The sequence below is a fragment of the Nonomuraea sp. LP-02 genome (assembly GCF_036289125.1).
Lineage (GTDB): Bacteria > Actinomycetota > Actinomycetes > Streptosporangiales > Streptosporangiaceae > Nonomuraea > Nonomuraea bangladeshensis.
In genome coordinates, this window is the sequence record NZ_JAXCLK010000002.1 from 624,475 (window position 1) to 643,615 (window position 19,141).

General features: G+C 72.2%; 23 protein-coding genes. 14 read left to right on the plus strand and 9 right to left on the minus strand.

The annotated features are described in order from the left end of the window. Positions 1-199 precede the first annotated feature (199 nt). Positions 200-1,105, plus strand: a complete 906-nt coding sequence (locus SMD20_RS46190; RefSeq protein ID WP_329593959.1) for an NADP-dependent oxidoreductase — start codon at positions 200-202, stop codon at positions 1,103-1,105. A 495-nt stretch (positions 1,106-1,600) separates the two neighbouring features. Further along, positions 1,601-1,864, plus strand: coding sequence for a hypothetical protein (locus SMD20_RS46195; protein ID WP_329593961.1), 264 nt, complete (start codon positions 1,601-1,603; stop codon positions 1,862-1,864). Positions 1,865-1,909: 45 nt separating this feature from the next. On the opposite strand, the gene SMD20_RS46200 is transcribed toward SMD20_RS46195, so the two are convergent. From SMD20_RS46200 to SMD20_RS46210, 3 genes are read right to left on the minus strand one after another with little or no spacing between them, the layout of a single operon-like run. Beyond that, positions 1,910-2,575, minus strand: a complete 666-nt coding sequence (locus tag SMD20_RS46200; protein ID WP_329593963.1) for a response regulator transcription factor — start codon at positions 2,573-2,575, stop codon at positions 1,910-1,912. Continuing rightward, a complete protein-coding gene (locus tag SMD20_RS46205; protein ID WP_329593965.1) occupies positions 2,568-4,637 on the minus strand; it encodes a sensor histidine kinase in 2,070 nt (689 codons plus the stop codon). Before SMD20_RS46205 ends, SMD20_RS46200 begins: the two co-directional genes overlap by 8 nt. Then, the gene (locus tag SMD20_RS46210; protein WP_329593967.1) at positions 4,625-4,864 is read right to left on the minus strand and encodes a hypothetical protein; all 240 of its coding nucleotides are present in this window, start codon (positions 4,862-4,864) and stop codon (positions 4,625-4,627) included. The genes SMD20_RS46205 and SMD20_RS46210 overlap by 13 nt, the downstream gene beginning before the upstream one ends. Positions 4,865-5,334: 470 nt before the next feature. On the opposite strand from SMD20_RS46210, the gene SMD20_RS46215 reads away from it, so the two are divergent. From SMD20_RS46215 to SMD20_RS46230, 4 genes are all read left to right on the plus strand, one after another. Continuing rightward, positions 5,335-5,865, plus strand: coding sequence for a PadR family transcriptional regulator (locus tag SMD20_RS46215; RefSeq protein WP_329593969.1), 531 nt, complete (start codon positions 5,335-5,337; stop codon positions 5,863-5,865). A gap of 97 nt (positions 5,866-5,962) precedes the next feature. Continuing rightward, complete coding sequence (locus tag SMD20_RS46220; protein ID WP_329593971.1) at positions 5,963-6,979, plus strand: alpha/beta hydrolase; 1,017 nt, start codon at positions 5,963-5,965, stop codon at positions 6,977-6,979. Then, positions 6,976-7,422 carry a nitroreductase family deazaflavin-dependent oxidoreductase gene (locus SMD20_RS46225; RefSeq protein WP_329593972.1) on the plus strand — a complete coding sequence of 149 codons (447 nt, stop codon included), beginning with the start codon at positions 6,976-6,978 and terminating at the stop codon, positions 7,420-7,422. The genes SMD20_RS46220 and SMD20_RS46225 overlap by 4 nt, the downstream gene beginning before the upstream one ends. A gap of 193 nt (positions 7,423-7,615) precedes the next feature. Beyond that, positions 7,616-8,827: an FAD-dependent monooxygenase gene (locus tag SMD20_RS46230; protein WP_329593974.1), complete on the plus strand. Its 1,212-nt coding sequence runs from the start codon at positions 7,616-7,618 to the stop codon at positions 8,825-8,827. Positions 8,828-8,880: 53 nt separating this feature from the next. On the opposite strand, the gene SMD20_RS46235 is transcribed toward SMD20_RS46230, so the two are convergent. Next, positions 8,881-9,861 carry an AraC family transcriptional regulator gene (locus tag SMD20_RS46235; RefSeq protein ID WP_329593976.1) on the minus strand — a complete coding sequence of 327 codons (981 nt, stop codon included), beginning with the start codon at positions 9,859-9,861 and terminating at the stop codon, positions 8,881-8,883. Between the two features lie 69 nt (positions 9,862-9,930). On the opposite strand from SMD20_RS46235, the gene SMD20_RS46240 reads away from it, so the two are divergent. Beyond that, complete coding sequence (locus SMD20_RS46240) at positions 9,931-10,758, plus strand: SDR family oxidoreductase (protein WP_329593978.1); 828 nt, start codon at positions 9,931-9,933, stop codon at positions 10,756-10,758. After that, positions 10,758-11,138 carry a DUF4440 domain-containing protein gene (locus tag SMD20_RS46245; protein ID WP_329593981.1) on the plus strand — a complete coding sequence of 127 codons (381 nt, stop codon included), beginning with the start codon at positions 10,758-10,760 and terminating at the stop codon, positions 11,136-11,138. Before SMD20_RS46240 ends, SMD20_RS46245 begins: the two co-directional genes overlap by 1 nt. A gap of 20 nt (positions 11,139-11,158) precedes the next feature. Here the strand turns inward: SMD20_RS46245 and SMD20_RS46250 are convergent, their stop codons facing one another. Both SMD20_RS46250 and SMD20_RS46255 read right to left on the minus strand, forming a co-directional pair. Then, positions 11,159-11,404, minus strand: coding sequence for a hypothetical protein (locus SMD20_RS46250; protein WP_329593983.1), 246 nt, complete (start codon positions 11,402-11,404; stop codon positions 11,159-11,161). Between the two features lie 53 nt (positions 11,405-11,457). Then, on the minus strand, positions 11,458-12,072 hold the full coding sequence (locus SMD20_RS46255) for a hypothetical protein (RefSeq protein ID WP_329593985.1): 615 nt from the start codon (positions 12,070-12,072) through the stop codon (positions 11,458-11,460). 194 nt (positions 12,073-12,266) lie between these two features. Here SMD20_RS46255 and SMD20_RS46260 point away from each other — a divergent pair, with 194 nt between their 5' ends. After that, positions 12,267-12,800, plus strand: a complete 534-nt coding sequence (locus SMD20_RS46260; RefSeq protein ID WP_329593987.1) for an RNA polymerase sigma factor — start codon at positions 12,267-12,269, stop codon at positions 12,798-12,800. Continuing rightward, positions 12,800-13,732, plus strand: coding sequence for a CU044_5270 family protein (locus SMD20_RS46265; protein WP_329594766.1), 933 nt, complete (start codon positions 12,800-12,802; stop codon positions 13,730-13,732). The genes SMD20_RS46260 and SMD20_RS46265 overlap by 1 nt, the downstream gene beginning before the upstream one ends. Before the next feature lie 10 nt (positions 13,733-13,742). On the opposite strand, the gene SMD20_RS46270 is transcribed toward SMD20_RS46265, so the two are convergent. Then, positions 13,743-14,345, minus strand: coding sequence for a TIGR03086 family metal-binding protein (locus SMD20_RS46270; RefSeq protein WP_329593989.1), 603 nt, complete (start codon positions 14,343-14,345; stop codon positions 13,743-13,745). A 51-nt stretch (positions 14,346-14,396) separates the two neighbouring features. On the opposite strand from SMD20_RS46270, the gene SMD20_RS46275 reads away from it, so the two are divergent. Both SMD20_RS46275 and SMD20_RS46280 read left to right on the plus strand, forming a co-directional pair. After that, on the plus strand, positions 14,397-14,864 hold the full coding sequence (locus SMD20_RS46275; RefSeq protein ID WP_329593991.1) for a MarR family winged helix-turn-helix transcriptional regulator: 468 nt from the start codon (positions 14,397-14,399) through the stop codon (positions 14,862-14,864). A 155-nt stretch (positions 14,865-15,019) separates the two neighbouring features. Next, a complete protein-coding gene (locus SMD20_RS46280) occupies positions 15,020-15,955 on the plus strand; it encodes an NADP-dependent oxidoreductase (protein WP_329593993.1) in 936 nt (311 codons plus the stop codon). Between the two features lie 37 nt (positions 15,956-15,992). Here the strand turns inward: SMD20_RS46280 and SMD20_RS46285 are convergent, their stop codons facing one another. Both SMD20_RS46285 and SMD20_RS46290 read right to left on the minus strand, forming a co-directional pair. Further along, on the minus strand, positions 15,993-16,475 hold the full coding sequence (locus tag SMD20_RS46285; RefSeq protein ID WP_329593995.1) for a pyridoxamine 5'-phosphate oxidase family protein: 483 nt from the start codon (positions 16,473-16,475) through the stop codon (positions 15,993-15,995). A gap of 19 nt (positions 16,476-16,494) precedes the next feature. After that, positions 16,495-17,955, minus strand: coding sequence for an MFS transporter (locus SMD20_RS46290; protein ID WP_329593997.1), 1,461 nt, complete (start codon positions 17,953-17,955; stop codon positions 16,495-16,497). Between the two features lie 131 nt (positions 17,956-18,086). Here SMD20_RS46290 and SMD20_RS46295 point away from each other — a divergent pair, with 131 nt between their 5' ends. Together SMD20_RS46295 and SMD20_RS46300 are read left to right on the plus strand one after the other, a co-directional pair. After that, on the plus strand, positions 18,087-18,620 hold the full coding sequence (locus tag SMD20_RS46295; RefSeq protein ID WP_329594000.1) for a winged helix-turn-helix transcriptional regulator: 534 nt from the start codon (positions 18,087-18,089) through the stop codon (positions 18,618-18,620). Further along, entirely contained in the window at positions 18,617-18,850 is a 234-nt protein-coding gene (locus tag SMD20_RS46300; RefSeq protein WP_329594002.1) for a hypothetical protein, read from the plus strand. The genes SMD20_RS46295 and SMD20_RS46300 overlap by 4 nt, the downstream gene beginning before the upstream one ends. Positions 18,851-19,141: the final 291 nt, after the last annotated feature.

The window sequence follows — 19,141 nt, forward strand, 5'->3', positions numbered from 1 at the left end:
GGGGGCGGCCAAGACTCATCTTCAGCACTTTCTCATCGCCGCCGCGACGAACGTCACCAAGCTGGATGCTTGGCTGATCGGAACGCCACTGGCCCCGACCCGAACATCGCACTTCGCCGCCCTGCGGCCTGCGGCCTGCGGCCTAAGGGGGTGCCTCTATTGTTAGATTCCGATCGAACTTAATCGAAGGGAGTTGAACGTGCGCACTGTGCGGATCGACCGCTTTGGTGACCCTGACGTCCTGACCATTGCCGAGGCGCCAGCGCCTCGCCGGTTGGAGGGCGAGGTGCTGGTACGCGTTGTCGCCTCCGCCATCAATCCCGTCGATGACAAGACCCGTCAGGGGGCCATCGGAGAGGGCACCCCACCCCTGCCGATGACCTTGGGCTGGGAACTGGCGGGCATCGTCGTGGACAGCCCGACCAGTCGACTGCCTGTGGGTGAACGGGTCTTCGGGATGTCTCACCAGCTTGGAAGCGGACGAGGAACCTGGGCCGATCTCGTGGCCCTACCGGTCGGCTCGCTTGCCGCCGCCCCCTCGAGGATCAGCCTGGTGGAGGCGGCGACACTGCCGTTGCCTGGGCTCACCGCCTTGCAGACGCTGGACTGGCTGGACATCCGCGCAGGAGAACGTCTTCTGGTGGCAGGAGCGGTCGGCGCGGTAGGAGGTCTTGCCGTACAACTGGCCCGAGCGCGCGGCGCCCGGGTAGACGCGCTGGTTTCCAGACCAGCTCAGGTCGAGGTAGCCAAGGAGTTGGGGGCCGAATGGGCCACAACGGAGCGCGCCACGCTCCCCGTAGCCGCTTATGACGCGGTCTTCGACACCTTCGGCGCTTTTGTCACCGAAGCCGTGGCCGATGAAGGCCGCTATGCCTCCATCGCCACCCAAGCCGGACCCGTGCCGGATCTGTCCCACCGAGCGGTCCGGACCACGGTCAACCAGGTGCGCGAGGACGGCGCAGGGCTCGCCGAGCTGGCCAGGATGGTGGATGCGGGCCAGCTCAAGGTACGAGTTGACTCCGAATACAGCCTGCAAAGGGTGCAAGAAGCGCACGAGCGCTTCCTCCGGGGCCAGTTGGCAGGAAAGATCGCCCTCATTCTCTGAAGGCGGCCGGTCAGGAACCGACGCCTGGCACGTCCGCGAGCAGCAGCAACGGTGGGGAGTCGGATCAGACTCAGGCAATGCGTGGCGCAGACGCCGACCCACGGACCCACGCCTGAGCGTTCTTTCCCCATGACAACCCCCTTGATCACTTCTGTGATCAAGGGGCCGTTTCTTTGCTCGTCCACTTCGTCAACAGTGCCCCAGTGAGGCAGGGCGCTGGAGCCCCGCTCCCCCGGCCAGGTCGTGCTCGACGCCGCCCTCGCTCCTGACGCCGGCGGCGCAAGGCGCCGGGCGGCAGAGGAAAATCATCGGGCTCCGCGTGGCGGCGTGGTGGCCGCCCAGAGCGAGCCGGCCCCACGGACGTCGTGGCCGGGCAGGCGTCAGGGCGGGGACGTGGCATGTGCCCCATGTGCCCAGGACACCGGGCGGCCGAAGCTTCAGGTGTTCGAAGAGCCGGAAGCGCCGGCTCGAAAGCCCCGAGAAAGGGAATCGCTCATGAAGCGCATGCTGCTCGCCGCCGCAGGGTTCGTGTTCGTTCTGGCCGGCTTCACCCAGGCCGCCGCCGCGGAGACCACCACGGCCCGGCAGCCGGGCGCCGTGGTGTCGGCTGCGGCGCGCGCCGACCTGCCGGTGCACCGGGGCAAGTTCTGGTTCCACAGCGACTGCATCACGGCCGGTCAGCAGGGGGTCGACCGCGGGCACTGGTCGCAGTACCAGTGCGCGGAGGGCTGGATGTGGAACCTGTGGACCGACCGCTGACGGCCGGATGACGGCGGCGGGCTCGGGAGGTCCTGCCTCCTCCGGTCATCCCGAGCCCAGCCCGGCGTCGCGAGCCCGTACGATCGCCGCCGCCCGGTCGGGCACCCGCAGCTTGGCGAAGATCGAGCCGACGTGGTTTCGCACGGTCTTGTCGGTGACGAACAGCCGCTGGGCGATCTGCCGGTAGCCGAGCCCCTGGGCCAGCAGGTCGAGGATCTCGCGCTCCCGGGCGGTCAGGGTCGGAAAGGCCTCCTTGGCGGGGGCCGCGGTGAAGGCGGCGAACAGCCGGGTCAGCCGTTCGGCCATGTGCGGGCTGAACACCGCTCCGCCCCGGCAGACCGTACGCAGGGCCAGCAGGATCTCCTCACGTACCGCGCCCTTGAGGAGATAGCCGCGGGCTCCTGCGCGGATCGCCGCCAGCAGGTTGTCGTCGTCCTCGGACATCGTCATGACCAGGACCCGGATGCCGGGGTGGGCGCGCAGCAGGTCGCGCGTGGCCTCGATGCCCGACTGTCCCGGCAGGTTGAGGTCCATGACGACGAGGTCGGGGGCGGTGCGGGCGGTCTCGGCCAGGGCCTCCTGGCCGGTGGCCGCCTGCGCCACGACGTCGAACTCGGCGTCCAGGCCGACCGCGGCGGCCAGCCCCTCCCTGAACAGGGGGTGGTCGTCGACCAGCAGCACCCGCCAGACGCGTGGCCCGGTCTCACTCATGAGGGTCTCCGAGGGTGGTGGGAAGGGTGGCGGTCACGGTGGTGCCGCCGGGGGCGGTGTCGATCGTGGCCGCGCCGCCGATCTCCTCGGCGCGTTCGGCGATCGACGACAGGCCGGTGCCGGGCACGGCGCCGGCGTCGAAGCCGGTGCCGTCGTCGGTGACGGTGACGGTGAGCGCGCCGGGGCGCGCGGTGAACGTCACCTCGACTCCGCGCGCCCCGGCATGGCGTACGGCGTTGGTGACGGCCTCGGCGGTGATGCGGTAGGCAGCGGTCTCCACGGCCGGGGGCAGGGCGGGCAGCGGGGTGGCCGGGTCGGTCACCGTGACGCGTACGGCGTCGGTGGTGAGGCGGTGCGCCAGGATCCGGGTCGCGTCGAGCAGCCCCCGGTCGACCAGGGTGGCGGGGGTCAGGCCGGCAGTGATCCGGCGCACCTCCGCCAGTGCCTCGCCCAGGACCTCGACGGCCTCGCGCAGGTGGGCGTCGGCGGCGGACGGCAGGCTGCACGCCTGCGCGACGCCCAGCCGGAGCCGCACCGCGGCGAGTTGGGGGCCGAGGCCGTCGTGGATCTCGCGGCGCAGCCGCCTGCGTTCCTCCTCGCGGGCCAGCACCAGGCGTTCGCGGGCGGCCCGCGCGTCCTCGGCCAGCCGCAGCGCGGCCAGCGCCGGGCTGGCCTGGTCGGCCAGCAGCGACAGGAGCTCGGTGTCGCGTTCGGCCGGCGTGCTCGCGCCGTCGCGGGCCACCTCCAGGCGGCCCACCACCTGCCCGTGGTGGCGCAGCGGGAAGACCTGCCCCGGCCCGCTCACCGGCGAGCCGGCGGCGGCCAGCACCCGCTGGCCCGCCCGGGTCTCGACGCCGATCCGCGCCCCGGACAGGCCCAGGTCCTCCACGACGCTGCGGCAGATCTGCTCGGGCACCGAACCGGGGTGCGGGGCCTGCTGGAGGCGTACCGCCAGCGCGCGTACGGCCTCGTGCGGGCGGGCGCGCGGGCCATAGAAGGCCCGCTCGATCGCCAGGACGGCGTGCCGCACGACCGGCCGGGCGGCCCAGCCCGCCACCAGCGCGCAGCAGGCCGCGATCACGGTGGCCGCGGTGCGCGTGGCGGGGAAGGCCGCCCACACTCCAGTGGCGGCGCACGTCGCGGCGATGACCAGCACGGCCAGCACGAACGCGCGGGCCATGCGATGGCTGGTGACGCGCTCCAGCCGCCACATGCCGCCCCGGGAGGCGGCCAGGCAGATCATGGCCCCCCACAGTGTGACACCGGCCGCCCGCGCCACGACCGTCCAGGTCTCTCCCCACAGGTCGGACAGCAGCAGGCAGACGTAGAGCGGGTACGCCGTCGCGATCAACCCCCGGACCCCGCGCCCCTCACCGGGGGGCGCCCGCCACGCGGCGCGCGCCAGATCGGCCGTCATCGCCACGGTCACGGCCAGGGTCACCCAGTCGAGGAGGGCGTGGCTGTCGTGCAGCAGGTCCGCGGCCCACTCCCCCGCCGCCGTCTCCAGCCACGGGCTGGCGAATCCGGGCAGGCCCGGGGTGCCGAGGGTCCAGATCACCGCGTACTGGACGCTGGCGGCGGCGGCCACCAGCACCACCGTCCGCCGCCAGCGGCGCGAGGCCGAGCCGGGCAGCAGGCACAACGGGAACAGCAGCACGGTCAGCGGCTGGCAGACGGCTCCGGCCGCGCCCATCAGGAGCGCGGCGGCTGCCACGGGGGCCGACGGGCCGCGCAGGTGCGCGAGCACGTCGGACACGGCCGGCAGCACGATCCACGCGCCCCCGGCGGCCAGCACCAGCCGGCCCCTGCGGAAGGCGTACCGGTCGGCCAGCAGCAGCACCGCGACCACGCACACCGGCAGCCCCACCACCAGCCGGGTCACCTCGGCGGTCACCCTGGCCGGGCCGGGCGGCGACGGCCCGGCCCGCCCCCAGTCCGGGAGCGTCACCGCGAACCTCGCCACCAGGACGGCCAGCAACAGCGCCGAGGCCATCCCGGCCAGGTGCGCGCCGCGGGTGTGCCACCGGGGGGCGGTGGCGAGCTCCGGCGTCAGTCCACCCAAAGGTCCCACGTGCCGAGCTGGATGCGGATGGTCTTCACGCAGGTGGGGTTGGTCCAGCGTCGCTTCCTCACACCCTCGCGGCCGGCCGCCTCGCACCCGGACTCGGAGTGGTAGGAGGCGATGTAGCGCTTGGCGTCGGGCCCGTCGTCGTCGGCGGCGGCCCCGACGGGAGCCAGCGCGGCGCAGGCGACCGCCAGGCAGGTGAGCAGTACGGAAGAGGTGCGCATGGAGAGCTCCAGATCAAGAGTTGATCGCGGAAAGTATTCGCTCGATTGCTCATCGTAGCGAAATGATCACTGTCGGCGCGAAGGCTTTTCTCTCCGGGCCGGCCAGAGAGCGTCGCCGACGTCCGGCAGGTCACAGCGGCAGCGCCCAGCAGCCAGCTCCCTTCGGGTGCGAGCGGCCCACAGATCGCACCCAAGTCCTGCCGCGCCGGCCAGGGCCGCGTGGAGATGGTCGTTGGACCGGCCCCGCCGTGAGATGCGCCTCACCGCAGTACGCGGTCTGCGTCGTGCAACGGCCTGGCCGGAGCAGTGGCCTCAACGCGGAGGACACAGCGCGGGTCGCTCCGGCCGTATCCGGTTCCGGCCAGGCGGCCGGGTCCGCCTGCACGACATCACCGCAAGGGGGGCGGGCTAGCCTGTCCGGCAGGGCGGCTGCTTGGCGGGTGCCGGGCCCCGGTGAGTTGAGGGAGACGATGTCGGCGACGCGACTGCTGGTCCTTGGCGTGGTGCGGCTGCACGGTCAGGCACACGGCTATCTGGTGACCTCCGAGCTGGAGTCGTGGGAGGCCGGGCAATGGGCGGGGCTCAGGTCCGGCTCGATCTATCACGCACTGCGCCAGCTGGCCAAGGAAGGTCTGCTGGACACCAGCGAGGTGCACGAATGGCCGGGCCGCGTCGATTACGCCATCAACGAGAAGGGCGAGGAGGCGTTCCTCGGGCTGCTCAGGAGCGCCCTGAGGGTTCCCGATCGGCGTCCGGAGCTGCTCAACGCGGCCCTCGTGCTGTTGCCCGCGCTGCCCGTGGCGGAGGTGATCGAGCTGCTCAAGGAGCGGGTACGGGCCCTGGAGGGCGAGCGGGAGCAGATCGTGGCCACGGCCCGGGAGGGAAAGCGCCCGGGGAGCGTGACAGAGCTGTTCGCCCTGCGTGCGGCGCAGGTGGCGGGCGAGGCGGCGTGGGTCCGTGACTTGATCGGGCGGCTGGAACGCGGCGAGGAGCCGGCCTGACCGGCCGGAGACCGGTTTGACGGTGAGGGAGTGGATGAGCCATAGTTCGATACCCAAATTTGGTTACCCAAATTTGGGTACCTTCAGAAGGAGTTCCATGCGCATCACGACAGCGGCACTTCTGGCACTCGTCTCGATCCCCGCGATCTCGGCCCCGGCAGCGGCGAACGCCTCCCCCACCTGCCGTACGGTCAGCGCCAAGGTGGCGATGACCTCCGGCGGCTCCGCCGACCAGCGCGTCGCCGGCACCCTGTGCCTGCCGCGCGGCCGTACCGCCACCGTCCAGCTGCTCATTCCCGGCGGTTTCTACGGCCAGGCCTACTGGCGGATGCGCGGCGACCGGCAGCGCCCCTCCTACGTGGAGACGATGACCGCCGCCGGATACGCCACGCTGGCCATCGACCGTCTCGGCACCGGGGCGAGCTCCTACCCGCCGAGCGCCCGCTTCGGGCAGGACACCCACCAGATCGTCATCCGCCGGCTCATCCAGCAGTTGCGCCAGGGCCGTCTGGGCGGCGCCCGGTTCGCCAAGGTCGTTCTGGTCGGCCACTCACTGGGCTCGACCCTCGCCCGCACCGTGGCCGCGGCACATCCGGCCGAGGTGGACGGCGTCATCCTGACCGGCGAGTCGAGCGTGCCGGACGAGGCCGCTTTCGAGCAGCTCGGCGCGGGAATCCACCGCGCCGCCGACGACCCCCGCTTCGCCGGGCGCGGGCTCGACGACGGCTACCTCACCACCCGGCCCGGCCTGCGGGCCGCCTGGTTCTACCACCGGCCCAACGCCGACCCCGAGGTCATCGCCGCCGACGAGGCCACCAAGACGACGGACGTCTTCCCTCCCGGCGACTCCTACACCCCTCCCTCGATCAACAAGCACATCCAGGCCCCCGTACTGATCGTCAACGGCGAGCACGACAAACTGCTCGCCGGAGCCCGTACCTCCTCCGCCGCACTGCACGCCCAGGAGGCCCCCTTCTACGGTCCCCGCGCCAAGCTGGAGACCGTCGTGGTCCCCGGCACCGGGCACGTGCTCAACGGCCACCGCACCGCGCCCCACTGGTTCGCCCGGGCGCGCGAGTGGGCCGACCGCCACGTGGGCGGAGCGGCGCGATGAGCCAGGAACCCGTCGACAGCCCGACCGGGTGGGTGGCCAGGCACATCAAGAGCTACGCCGAGTCCGGCGGCAAGCGCGGTCACCTCTTCCACGGGGCGCCCACGCTGCTGATCACCACGATCGGCCGCCGCTCGGGACTGCCCCGGCGCACGGCCCTCATCTACGGCCGCGACGGCGACCGCTACCTCGTGGTCGCCTCCAACGGCGGCGCCGACGGCCATCCGCTCTGGTTGCACAATCTGCTCGCCCAGCCACAGGTCAAGGTGCAGGTCGGGGCCGAGGTGTTCGACGCGGTGGCCCGCCTGGCGGCCGAGGACGAGCGGCTCCGCCTGTGGGAGACGATGACCGGGACATGGCCGCGCTACGCCGACTACCAGCGCAGGACGTCGCGGCAGATCCCGATCGTGATCATAGAGCGGGCGGCGATGCCGGACCCCGACTGACGTTCGCCGTCCGGCGGCTCGTACGCCCGGGGCGCGGCGAGCGGGCGGAGACCGGCCGGCTCCTGCCGGAAACCCCGAATCGTCCAGTCCTGCGCCGAAGTACCCACCCGGCGAACCGGCTGCACGGGAACATCCGTCCAATACAGCGGCACCCACCGGCGGCGACAGTGGCCTCATCACCACAAGGAGTGCCATGCGAATTCTCGTCTCCGGCGCCGGCGTCGCCGGTCCGGTGCTGGCCTACTGGCTCACAAGGCACGGCTTCGAGGTCACCGTCGTGGAACGAGCCCCCGCGCTGCGCAAGACGGGCGGGCACGCGGTCGACCTGTTCCGGCCCGCGATGAACATCTCGGAGAAGATGGGCGTGCTCCCCCGCGTCGAGGAGCGGGCCACCGGCGCGCACCGGATGACCCTCTGCCGGGAGGGCGCACGACGTCCCGTCCGGGTGGACCTCTCCAAGATCTACGGCGCCGCCTCCGACCGGCATGTCGAGATCATGCGCGACGACCTGAGCGAGATCTACCACGACGCCGGGAGCGACGACGTCGAGTACGTCTTCGGCGACTCGATCACCGCGATCTCCCCCGACGGCGAGGTGCGGTTCGAGAACGCCGCGCCGCGCCGCTTCGACCTCGTCGTCGGCGCGGACGGGTTGCACTCCGACGTACGCGGCCTCGTGTTCGGCGACGAGTCCCGCTTCAGCGCCTTCATCGGCGCCTACCTCGGGGTGCTGACCCTGCCCGGCTCCCCCGGCCTCGACGGCGAGCTGCTCATGCACGCCGGCGTCGGCCGTACCGCCGGCATGTACGGCGCGCGGCACCTCGGCGAGGCGCGGGCGTTGTTCCTGTTCCGCAGCGAGCGCGAGCTCGACTGCCACCACCGCGACGTGCCCCGGCAGAAGGAGCTGCTGCGCGGCGCGTTCCAGGGCATGCACCCCGATGTGGACCGCTGGCTGGGCGAGCTCGACCGTACCCCGGCGTTCTACTTCGACTCGATCAGCCAGCTCCGCATGGACACCTGGTCGCGAGGGAGGGTGACGCTCGTCGGCGACGCGGGCTACTGCCCCGGCCCGGCCGTCGGCGGCAGCACCAGCCTGGCCGTCGTCGGCGCGTACGTCCTCGCCGGGGAGCTGGCGCGGGCGGGCGGCGACCACGAGCGCGCCTTCCCCGCCTACGAGCGCGCGATGGCGGAGCATGTGCGCGGCAGCCGTGCGGTCGCGCTGAGCGTGGCGAAGACCCTGATCCCCAGGTCACGCCTCGGCGTGCGGGGACTGGCCGAGGGCGCCCGCCTGATCTCCGTGCTGCCCGCGGGGCTCGGCCGCGCCGTCCTCCGCCTCACCACCAAGAGCGGACGCCTGTACGACTCCATGTCCGTCGACGACTACCCCACCGGGTCCACCGCATGACGAGGCGCGGGTGGCCCCGGAGGCTGACTCGCGCCCGGACGCGAACGACGGAGCTAGTTCGGATTTTGAGTCGCTTCAGTCGCTGTCTGCGCGCTCGCCGGAGGCAGGCCCGGCGACCTGGCCCGCCGGTAGTCGCCGGGAGTGAGGCCGTACTCCCGTTTGAACGCCAGGTGGAACCCGACCTCGGACCGGTAGCCGACGCGCCGCGCGACGGCGTGGTGCGGCAGCGCGGTCCCGGCCAGGAGCCGGGCGGCCTCCTGCAGCCGCCGCGCCGTCAGGTGCCGCATCGGCGCCACGCCGACGAGCTCGCGGAACGCCGCCGCGAACGCCGAACGCGACATCCCGGCCTCGGCGGCGAGCCGGTCCAGCGTCCACGGCTCGGCGAACCTGCGGTGCACCGCCAGCAGCGCGGGCCCCACGGCCGGGTGGCGCAGCGCCCGCAGGATCGGCTCGCCCTCCGCCAGAGCGCCCAACGCCGCCCGCAGCGCCAGCACGAAGACCAGCTCGAAGGCGCGCAGCGCCACCAGCGTCTGGCCCGGCGCGCTCTGGTCCCACTCCCGCGCCAGACCGTCCAGCGTGCCGGCCAGCAGCGGCTGCCGCCGCAGCGCGTCCCGCTCCAGCACGAGCACCGGCGGCAACGCCCGGTACAGGGGCGCGGCCGCGGCGGGGTCGTAGTGCAGGCCGCCGCACAACATCGTGGTCGCCGCGCCGGGACCGTCGATGCGCACCGTGCGCGCCGCGCCCGGCGGCCGGGCGGGCAGCAGGCTCGCCAGCGGCACGGTGGCGCGGCCGGGGGCGTCGCCGAGCCGGTGGGCGGTGCCGTGCGGGAACACCGCGAGGTCGCCGGCCGCCAGCCGGACCGGGGCGTGGCCGGGCAGTTCGACCGTGCACGTTCCCGCCTGCACGTAGTGGAGCAGGGCGCAGTCCTCCCCCTCTCCGGCGACTCCCCAGGGCGAGTGGGCCGTCCAGCGGCTGTGGAAGACGCCCTCCAGCCGCAGCGGGGCGAGGACTTCGCTCAGCAGGTCGTCTTCCACGGACGTTCCTTAAAGCGTCGAGGACTTTCCTTTATGGAGCGTACTCGCCGTGGCTGGGAGGTTGAGTGCATGACGGTTCTGGTGTTCGGCGCGGGTGGCGCCCAGGGCGGGGCGGTGGCCCGGCGGCTGATGGAGGAGGGGTTGGCGGTGCGGGGCGTGTCCCGTACCGGGGTGGTCCCGGAGGGGGTGGAGCCCGTCAGGGCCGACCTGGGGGATCGCGGGCGCCTGCGGGAGGCGTTCGCCGGCGTCACGCACGTCTCGATGGTGCTGCCGCTGGAGTACGACCCGGACCGGGTGGCGGCGTACATGCGCAACGTGCTGGCGGAGGCGGCGGCCGCCGGGGTGGCGCGGCTGGTGTTCAACCCGGGCAACCGGCTGCCGCGAGCCGACACCGGCGTGGCGGCGTTCGACACGCGGCGGGCCGCGGCCCGGACGGTGCTGGACTCGCCCGTGCCGGCGGTGGTGCTCTGCCCGCCGATCTACCTGGAGAACCTGGCGGCGCCATGGGTGCGGCGGGGGCTGACCGGCGAGGGCGTCCTGCGCTACCCCCTGCCGGCGAGCGTGCGGGTGTCCTGGCTCAGCCATGCCGACCTGGCCGCCGCCACGCTGGCCGCGCTCACCGGCGACGACCTGGCGGGCGCCACGCTGGATCTCGGCGGGGATCCGGTGACCGGACCGGAACTGGCCGCCGCGTTCGGGGCACGGTACGAGGCGATGGACGTGGACGCCTTCGTGGCGGGGGCGGCCGCGGCGCTCGGGCCGGACGTGGCGGCGGCGGTGGCCGCGACGTACCGGTGGGTCGCCGGGCCGGGACGGGAGTTGTACGCCGCTCCGTCCGAGGGCGCGAAGCGGCTCGGCATCGAGGTGACCTCGCCGGCCGCCTGGGCGGAGAGGTGATGGAGGCGGACCAGGACCTCACGGGCGCGGTCCGCGCCGAGGTCGTACGGCACCACCAGGTGATCGAGCAGTGGCTGGCAGGGAGGATGCCACGGGCGTCCTTCGACCGGTTCTCCGCCGCGCACGCGCCCGGCTTCACGATGGTGGCCCCGGACGGGCGGCTGCTGTCGCGCGACGACGTGCTCGCCGAGGTGAAGTCCGCCTACGGGCGCCGCCCGGACGCGCGGATCGAGATCCGGGCCGTCGCCGTCGTGGCCACGGCCCCCGGCCTGGTAGTGGCCCGCTACGAGGAGTGGCAGGACGGCGAGGGACGGCTGGCCACCGTCGTTCTTCAGGACGGATGGCGATGGCTGCACCTGCACGAGACCCGATGGGCCTGATGGAGAGGCGACTCCGGCGCTCAGGCGCTCGCGGCGGCCCGCCAGCGGGCCAGAATCCGCAGGTCGTCGGCGTCGCCGTGCCAGGCCGCCTCTTCAGGCATCGCGTGCGGCAGCCAGATCTCGTAGTCGGGGGCGTCGGGTGGGATGTCGCGGGTCCCGTCGACACGGGTGCCGTCGGCCAGCACGGTCGACTCGGGAATGCGCAGGACGCCGCCGGCCAGCATGACAGCGGTCATGAGCTGCGCCCCTTCCGTCTCATCAGTCACCTGTCCTCCCCAGAATAGCGCGCCTGACTCTCCAGGGAAGGAGACAATCCCGCTCAGCCGATCCCGTACCGGCCAGAAAACCATAAGTAGGCGTGCCGGGCCGCGTCCTCGTCGCCGAACAGATCGATCAGCCGTCTCGCCCGCCGTACCAGGACGCAGGCGAAGGCTTCGGCGTAAAGCTCGGCGGCGTCCTGCCGGTAGGGCGGCGCCAGGTGCGGCGCGCGCAGCGCGTGCAACCGCGACCAGAACGCGCCGCGCGACGGCATGCCGTCCAGGTGGTCCGTGGCGTGCCCCAGCTCGTGCCCGGCCACGCTGACCGACGGGGACGGCACGCTGCCGACCCCGACCCGGCGCCGGACGGGGTCGTACACGCCCGCGCTGCGCTCCCAGTCCCCTTGCTGCACCGGCAGCGGGACGCCGCGCAGCGCCTCGAACCCCGGCAGATCCGGTACGGCGCCGGGCCCCACCACGATGCCGCCGTCCAGGTGCGCGGCCAGGCGGGTGCCCAGAGCTCGCGGCACCGCGGACAGCGTCATGATGGCCAGCAGCACCTCGGCGGGCGGGAACGCGCCGGCCTCCCACGCCCGGGTCAGCCGATCCTCGAGCGCTCCCACGTGCAGCCAGCCCGGCCGTCCCCTGCTCTGGCTGGCCACTCGTCCCCCTGTCACGCGCCTTGAACCACCGGCCGCGCCACTTCGGGTCCGCAAGGACGGCGTTGATGATCACAACGACTCTATCGGCAGCGGTGGCGCCGCGCATCCGCGGCCGGGACGCGCCGGGCGGCGGTGAAACTCGTGCGGAAGGGTCGGCGGCGACCGGGCAATCAGTAGTGTCCGACATCCCCGGCGAGAGAGACCCGTGCATGACCACGTTCCTCGACGGAGCAGTCGCCGATCCCGAGCGATTCTCCGCTCTCTTCGATGCCCACTACGAGGAGATACGCGGCTACATCAGCCGCCGCCTCGACCTCGACATCGCCGAGGACCTCGCCGCCGAGACCTTCCTGATCGCCTTCCGCCGGCGACACGGCTTCGACGCCGCCAAAGGCGGCATCAAACCCTGGTTGTACGGCATCGCCACGAAACTCATCGGCCGGCACCGGCGTGCCGAGCTGCGGCGATACCGGGCGCTGGCCAGGTCGGGGCCGCCTCCCGACGAGGACGGCCACGACCAGCGGGTGGTGGATCGGGTCGCGGCGCGGGTGACCGTACGGCAACTCTCGGCCGCGCTGGCCGGGTTGTCGCGCGGTGAGCGCGACGTGGTGCTGCTCGTCGCCTACGGCGAGCTGACCTACGACGAGGTCGCGGCGGCGCTCGGCATCGCCTACGGCACCGTCGCCTCCCGGCTCAGCCGGGCCAGGACCAAGCTTCGTGAGACGTTGGGAGTTGAGGTGTGATGAAGGAATTCCAGCTCATCGACGAGGTGATGCCGCAGGCGCCGCCCGCCGACCACGCCACGCTGACGGCCGCCCGCGCCCGGATGCTCGGCGCCACTCGGCGGCGGCACCGGCCGGTCTGGCCCAAGGTGGCGCTCGCGGCCGCGGCGGTCACCGCGGTGATGGCCGGGGGCTTCGTGGCGGTGCCGCTCCTGGACCGGACGGACGTCCAGACGGCCGCCGTACCGGAGGCGGACGCGGTGCTCGCCGCGGCGGCCGACCGGCTGGCCGCCCAGCCCCCGGGCACCGGGGCGTGGTGGCGGCGGGAGATGGTGCAGGTGGCGCGGATGAAGACCGCGACCTACACCGTCGAGCATCGGGTGAGCGACGTCCTGTGGGCGAGCAGGGATCGCGCCGTCGGCTATCGCACACAGCGCGGACCCGTCTCCTCCAAACCGCTCACTCCCGCCGACGAACAGGCGTGGAAGGCCGCGGGCTCCCCCGGCCTGTGCGACGGCTGCCAGTCGGGAAAGACGTACTTCACTCCGCTGAAGCTGACGACCAAGCCCGTGACGGAGCTGCCCACCGAGCCCGAGGCGCTCAAGGCCGAGCTGCTGCGGGCCAACGACCGGGACACCCCGGAGGCGTGGCTGTGGGGCGTGAGCAAGTGGCTGCTTCTCGACACCGAGAGCACCCCTGCCACCAGGGCCGCGCTCTACCGGGTGCTCGCCGGCCTGCCGGGCGTGCGGGTCGAGAACGACGCCACCGACATCGACGGCCGGACCGGGGTCGCGCTGACCTACGGCGAGGCGCCCACCCGTCAGCGGATCATCATCGATCGGGCCAGCGGAAACCTGCTCGCCGTGGAGGACGTCGAGGGGTCGGCGGCGTACGTGATCAAGCGACTGGGCTGGACCGACGACCCGGCGCCGGAGAAGTCGACGTTCTCATGACACGCCGCGTTCAGCCGGGCCAGTGCGGCGATCGGCCCAGGATGGCGACGATCTGGTCCAGGCGGGACTCTCCCGCCCAGACGAGCGCCGGCGCGAAGGCCGCTCCGGGAGTGCGGCGGGCCTCGCCGTCAGGAACGGCCCGGGCCACGTCCAGGGCGACCTCCAGCAGGTCCGGCGGGAACTCCACGTCACCGCCCAGCGCCTTGGCGAGGTCCCACGAGTGGACGACGTAGTCGATGAAGTGAAAGCTGATGGCCTGCCTGCCGGGGAAGGCGAATCCGCTGGCGATCTCGGGCAGGGGAAAGCTCCGCTCCAGCACGCCGTCGGCGGCGAAGGCCGCCAGGACATGCTCGGCCGCTTTTCGGTAGCTCGCCACGACGTCGTCGCCCAGGGAGCGCAACCGCCACTGGGCGGCGTCCCCGTCGCCCCTGGCCGCCGCGGCGAACCCGTAATGCTGGGTGGCCATGTGCGCGAGCAGGTCGTACACGGTCCAGCCGAGGCAGGGCGTCGGGCGGGACAGGTCCGCGGGCCGCACGCGGGAGGCCAGCTCGACGCTGGCCCGCACAGCTTGGGCGTCGAGGGCGACGAGGTCGGCCTTATTGTTCGTAAGCATTCGCATATGATCTACTCCTGCTTATTATCTGTCAACGGCTACCATGAACCCGTGACGAGTCGCCGCGACCTGGCCGCGATGCTGCAGCCCCTCCTGCAGTCGCTCATCGCGGCCGAACTCCCGGTGCTGGCGAAGCACGGCCTCTCCATGTGGGGCTACATCGTGCTCGGCGCCTTGGACGACGGCGCCGTCCGCACCCAGGTCGCCCTGGCCGAGACGATCGGCGCCGACAAGACCCGTATCATCACCACCCTCGACAAACTGCAGGCGGACGGGCTCATCACCCGCGAACCGGACCCGCGCGACCGCCGCGCCCGCATCCTCGCGATCACCGACGAGGGCCGCGCGACACGCCGAGCGGTACGGGCCGAGATCCAGGCCAACGAGGAGCGCCTGCTCGCCCGGCTGCCCGAGGCCGACCGGCAGGGCTTCCTGCGCGCGCTGCAGACGCTCTCCCTGCTGCCCCGCGCCCAGATCATCGGCGGACCCGTGTCCGAGGAACGGTTGGACCCGTCCTAGACGGTGACGGGTCAGGTCGCCGTCGGTATCGTCCCCCGCGCCTGCTCGCGCTCCTGCGGGTGAGATACGCACTTCAAGGTGCTTACTTCCCGACGGAGAGCAGGTGTCCGTACGGTCGTCCTCGAATCCTGGAAGTGGGACGACGAGGAGGTTTCATGCGTGCAGTTGTCATCCGTACGTTCGGCGGACCGGAGGTTCTCCAGATCGCCGACGTGCCGATGCCGCTCGCGGGAGAGGGACAGGTCCGGATCCGGGTCGAGGCCGCGACGGTCAACCCGGTCGATCTGGCGACACGGTCCGGTGCGCTCACCGAGGCGGGCTTGCTGCCGGTGCGGGACCTGATCGGCATCGGATGGGATGTCGCAGGAACCGTCGATCAGACGGGCCCGGGGGGGACCGGTCTCAGGCGCGGGGACCGGGTGATCGGCCTGTCCGACCGGCTGGACGTGCCGCTCGGCGCTCAGGCCGACTACGTCGTCCTCGACGCGGACGCGGTCGCCGCCGCGCCGGCGGGTGTCTCGGCCGTACAAGCCGCCACACTGCCCCTGAACGGCCTCACCGCCGCGCAAGCGCTCGACGGGCTCGACCTGGAGCACGGGCAGACGCTGCTGGTGACCGGGGCGGCCGGTGCCGTCGGCGGCTTCGCGGTCCAGCTGGCCGTCGCGCGCGGGCTCCGGGTGATCGCGGTCGCCGGGGCCAACGACGAACCGCTCGTCCGCAGGCTGGGGGCCGAGCTGTTCGTGCCGCGTACGGCGCGGCTGGGTGAGGCGGTCCGTCGCCTCGTCCCGGGCGGTGCGCACGCGGCGCTGGACGCTGCCGTGGTCGGAGTGTCCGCCCTCGACGCGGTCCGGTCGGGGGGAGCGTTCGCCGCGCTGGTGGCGGGAGGGGCGCCGCTTCCGCTGCGTGGCATCCGGGTCTTCCATCACTGGATCCGCGCTGACGGCGCCCGCCTCTCCGGGCTCGCCGCCCTGGTCGAAGCGGGCTCCCTCACCCTGCGCGTGGCTGAGAGCAGGCCGCTCGACCAGGTCGCCGACGCCCACCGCCGGCTCGCCGCAGGCGGTCTCCGTGGCCGCCTCGTCCTCACTCCTTGACGCAGGAGTTCTGGGCCACGAGCTTGCGGGAACGTGGTCAGGCGGGCTCCACCTGCCAGATCTTGCTGTGCAGGTCGGCACCGCGGATGACCTGGACGCGCCACGGAGTCAGCCGCAGGACGTGCAGCCGGGGATCCTCGGGGCTGCTCCAGAAGTTGCCCAGCTCGTACCCGGCTCCGGGCGGGCTGCCCTCGCGGTAGAGGGTCCACACCCGGCTCACGACCGCCGGGTCGCTCACCCATTCGGCCACGGTGTCCAGGCTGACGGCGTTCTGACGGGGACTCCAGTAGGAGAACGTGGTGTGCGGGTTGCGGGCCAGGTGCGCCGTCTTCACCGGGGTCCGGTAGGTGGCCAGCCAGCCGAGAGGGCGGCCGTCGACCACTTCCCAGATCGGTATCAGGACGCGCGCCCGCGGGCGTCCCTTGGCGTCCACCGTGGTCATGGTGGCGTACACGATGTCGCCGATGTAGGCGGCGAACTGTTTCTCGATCTCGTCGAACGACGTCACTCTGTCTGCCATGAGGCACTCCGATCGGGGGTCAGGCCGAGGCCGGGACGGATTCGAGGGTGGCCCGCGGGTCGCCGGTGCCGTCGGCACGGCGACGGATCCCGAAGGCGGTGATCAGGACGGCGGTGATCGCGGCCACGACCGGGACGACGAGGGCGAGCTGGAGGGAATCAAGCCTCGCCGCCGGCGTGGTGGCCGCGCCGAGCGCCGCGACGCTCACGGCCGTCACCGCCGACAGACCGAGCGCCGTGCCGAACTGCAGGGCGGTGTAGAGCAGGCCGCTTGCCAGGCCGTGCTCGTGCTCCTCGACCCCCTCTGTCGCCGCCATCGTCAGCGGGCCGTAGGCCAGGGAGAACGCGACGCCGAGCAGGAGCATGGTCGGCAGCATGGCCGCGTAGGTCCAGTCCATCCCGATCGGCAGGAAGAGCGCGTAGCCCAGGGCGGCGGCCACCAGCCCACCCAACAGCACGCGCACGTTGCCGAACCGGTTGACCAGCCGCGGGGTGAGCGTCGGCGCGAGGATGGTGTCCATGCCGATCATCAGCATGGCCAGGCCGGTCTGCAGGCTGCTCCAGCCGCGGACCTCCTGCAGGTAGAGGGTGGCCACGAACTGGAAGCCGGCGAACGAAGCGAGAAAGAGCAGCGCTCCCAGGTTGGCCCGTACCAGCGGGCCCGAGCGCAGGATGCCCAGCCGCACCAGGGGGTTGGCCGTGCGCCGTTCGATCAGTACGAACAGCGCCAGCAAGGCGAAGCCACCGGCGAACACCCCGAGCGTGACCGCCAGGCCGTCGCCGGGGCGCTCCAGCCGGACCACCCCGTACGCCAGCAGCAGCATCGCGCCGGTGATGCTGAGGGCCCCGGCCAGGTCGAAGCCGCCCTGCCCGCGCTCAGGCGTCGGGCTCTCCTTGAGCAGGGCCAGCGCCGCGAGGAGGATCGCCGCCGCCAGGATGACCGGCGCGAAGAACACCCATCGCCATCCGATCGCGGCCAGCAGCCCGCCGATGACCAGGCCGAGCGAGAAGCCGCCGGCGGCTGTCCCTGCGTACACGCCGAGCGCCTGCGTCCGCTGGGGCCCTTCCGGGTAGTTGACAGTGATCAGCGAGAGCCCGGCGGGAGCCATGAACGCGGCCGCCACCCCGGTCACGAACCGGGCGGCCAGCAGCATCCACCCTTCGGTCGCGAAACCTCCCAGGCCGGAGAAGACCAGGAACACGGTCAGCCAGAACAAGAACATCCTGCGGCGGCCCAGCAGGTCGGCCGCCCGGCCGCCGAGCAGCATGAATCCGCCGTAACCGAGCACGTAGGCGCTGACCACTCCGCTGAGCGTGCCGGTCGACAGGCCGAGGTCGGCCCGGATCGCCGGCAGTGCGACGTTCAGCATCGCCACGTCGATCCCCTCCAGGAAGGCGGCCCCGGCGAGGACGAAGAGCACGCCCCAGGCGCGCGCGTCCATGCGGCTGCTCGGCAGGGATCTCGATGTGGATGTGGCCATGATTCGCCCCTTGTGAGTTCTGGGAGTAAGCCGTCCGGCAGACGCCTGCCGGCACGGACCGGCCATGGTTCCCAAAGGTCCTGCCGGTTCCTTCTTGTAACCAGCAGAATCGTCGAGCATCATCAGATGCCATGGAAGATGGCACTTCTAAGTCCCTCGGTTACTGCGGTGATACCGACGACGACTACGACGTTCTCCAGTGGGACACGCGCGAGGACTGCGAGGTCCGGCAGATCCTCGACCGCGTCGCGGACAAGTGGTCACTGCTGGTCATCGCCCTGCTCGACCGGCGCTCGCTGCGCTTCTCCGAGCTGCGCCGCGAGATCGACGGCGTCAGCCAGCGCATGCTCACCCGCACGCTGCGGCACTTGGAGCGCGACGGGCTGGTGAGCAGGACCGTGCACGCGACCGTCCCTCCGCGTGTCGACTACGAGTTGACCTCGCTGGGCGCGACCTTGCACGCCACCATCCGCGCGCTGGTCACCTGGACGGAGACCCACCAGAACGAGATCGCCGCCGCGCGCACCGCCTACGACGCCCGTGTGCTGGCCGAGCAGTCGGCGGCCGATGCGCAGGCCGCCGAACGGGACGAGATCGCCCGCAACGTTCTGTCGTCGCCCACCATGGATCGCACGCCGACGAGGTCGACGCGATCCACGGCATGATCCATCGGCTACGCCAGGTCCGGCTTGAGCCCCTGACCACCACCGAGGACGTGCTTCGCCTGTCAGCGGTCTCCGCCTACCTGACTGAGCGGCTCGACCTGGCGGCAGCGCACACCGTGGCGACCGCCCGTCATCTTGACGAGCCGATCCTCACCGTGAACCTCAAACGGTGGGAGCCGATTCAGGATCTGCTGCCCTGGACCCTCGACCTGGTCGAAATCACCGAGTGACGTCCCAAAAGGTCGGGCGACGGAGCTTCTCTTGTCCTGAGAGCGACTCGAGCGACTGGCCGCGCCGATCGGACCGTGAGCCGGCGGACCCCGCGAGGATCGCCGCCATCTCGCTCCTTGCCCTCGGTCGCTGCGCGCTGCTGCTGGTCAGGGGCCTTTCAGAGCACGCCAGCGACCGAAGCGACTGAGGGCTGCGCTCTATGACGCAAATCCGCGTGAGAAAACAATTCAGGTCTCAGAGCCCTCCCCCTGGTCGCTTCAGTCGCTCGCCGACTCAACCAGGGCGTCGTG

Coding starts and splice junctions, on each gene's coding strand:
- SMD20_RS46220 (WP_329593971.1), top strand. CDS start 5,963: ATGCGCATCACGACAGCGGCACTTCTGGCACTCGTCTCGATCCCCGCG.
- SMD20_RS46195 (WP_329593961.1), top strand. CDS start 1,601: ATGAAGCGCATGCTGCTCGCCGCCGCAGGGTTCGTGTTCGTTCTGGCC.
- SMD20_RS46290 (WP_329593997.1), bottom strand. CDS start 17,955: ATGGCCACATCCACATCGAGATCCCTGCCGAGCAGCCGCATGGACGCG.
- SMD20_RS46240 (WP_329593978.1), top strand. CDS start 9,931: ATGACGGTTCTGGTGTTCGGCGCGGGTGGCGCCCAGGGCGGGGCGGTG.
- SMD20_RS46245 (WP_329593981.1), top strand. CDS start 10,758: ATGGAGGCGGACCAGGACCTCACGGGCGCGGTCCGCGCCGAGGTCGTA.
- SMD20_RS46295 (WP_329594000.1), top strand. CDS start 18,087: ATGGAAGATGGCACTTCTAAGTCCCTCGGTTACTGCGGTGATACCGAC.
- SMD20_RS46280 (WP_329593993.1), top strand. CDS start 15,020: ATGCGTGCAGTTGTCATCCGTACGTTCGGCGGACCGGAGGTTCTCCAG.
- SMD20_RS46200 (WP_329593963.1), bottom strand. CDS start 2,575: ATGAGTGAGACCGGGCCACGCGTCTGGCGGGTGCTGCTGGTCGACGAC.
- SMD20_RS46270 (WP_329593989.1), bottom strand. CDS start 14,345: ATGCTTACGAACAATAAGGCCGACCTCGTCGCCCTCGACGCCCAAGCT.
- SMD20_RS46300 (WP_329594002.1), top strand. CDS start 18,617: ATGATCCATCGGCTACGCCAGGTCCGGCTTGAGCCCCTGACCACCACC.
- SMD20_RS46230 (WP_329593974.1), top strand. CDS start 7,616: ATGCGAATTCTCGTCTCCGGCGCCGGCGTCGCCGGTCCGGTGCTGGCC.
- SMD20_RS46225 (WP_329593972.1), top strand. CDS start 6,976: ATGAGCCAGGAACCCGTCGACAGCCCGACCGGGTGGGTGGCCAGGCAC.
- SMD20_RS46285 (WP_329593995.1), bottom strand. CDS start 16,475: ATGGCAGACAGAGTGACGTCGTTCGACGAGATCGAGAAACAGTTCGCC.
- SMD20_RS46265 (WP_329594766.1), top strand. CDS start 12,800: ATGAAGGAATTCCAGCTCATCGACGAGGTGATGCCGCAGGCGCCGCCC.
- SMD20_RS46260 (WP_329593987.1), top strand. CDS start 12,267: ATGACCACGTTCCTCGACGGAGCAGTCGCCGATCCCGAGCGATTCTCC.
- SMD20_RS46215 (WP_329593969.1), top strand. CDS start 5,335: ATGTCGGCGACGCGACTGCTGGTCCTTGGCGTGGTGCGGCTGCACGGT.
- SMD20_RS46210 (WP_329593967.1), bottom strand. CDS start 4,864: ATGCGCACCTCTTCCGTACTGCTCACCTGCCTGGCGGTCGCCTGCGCC.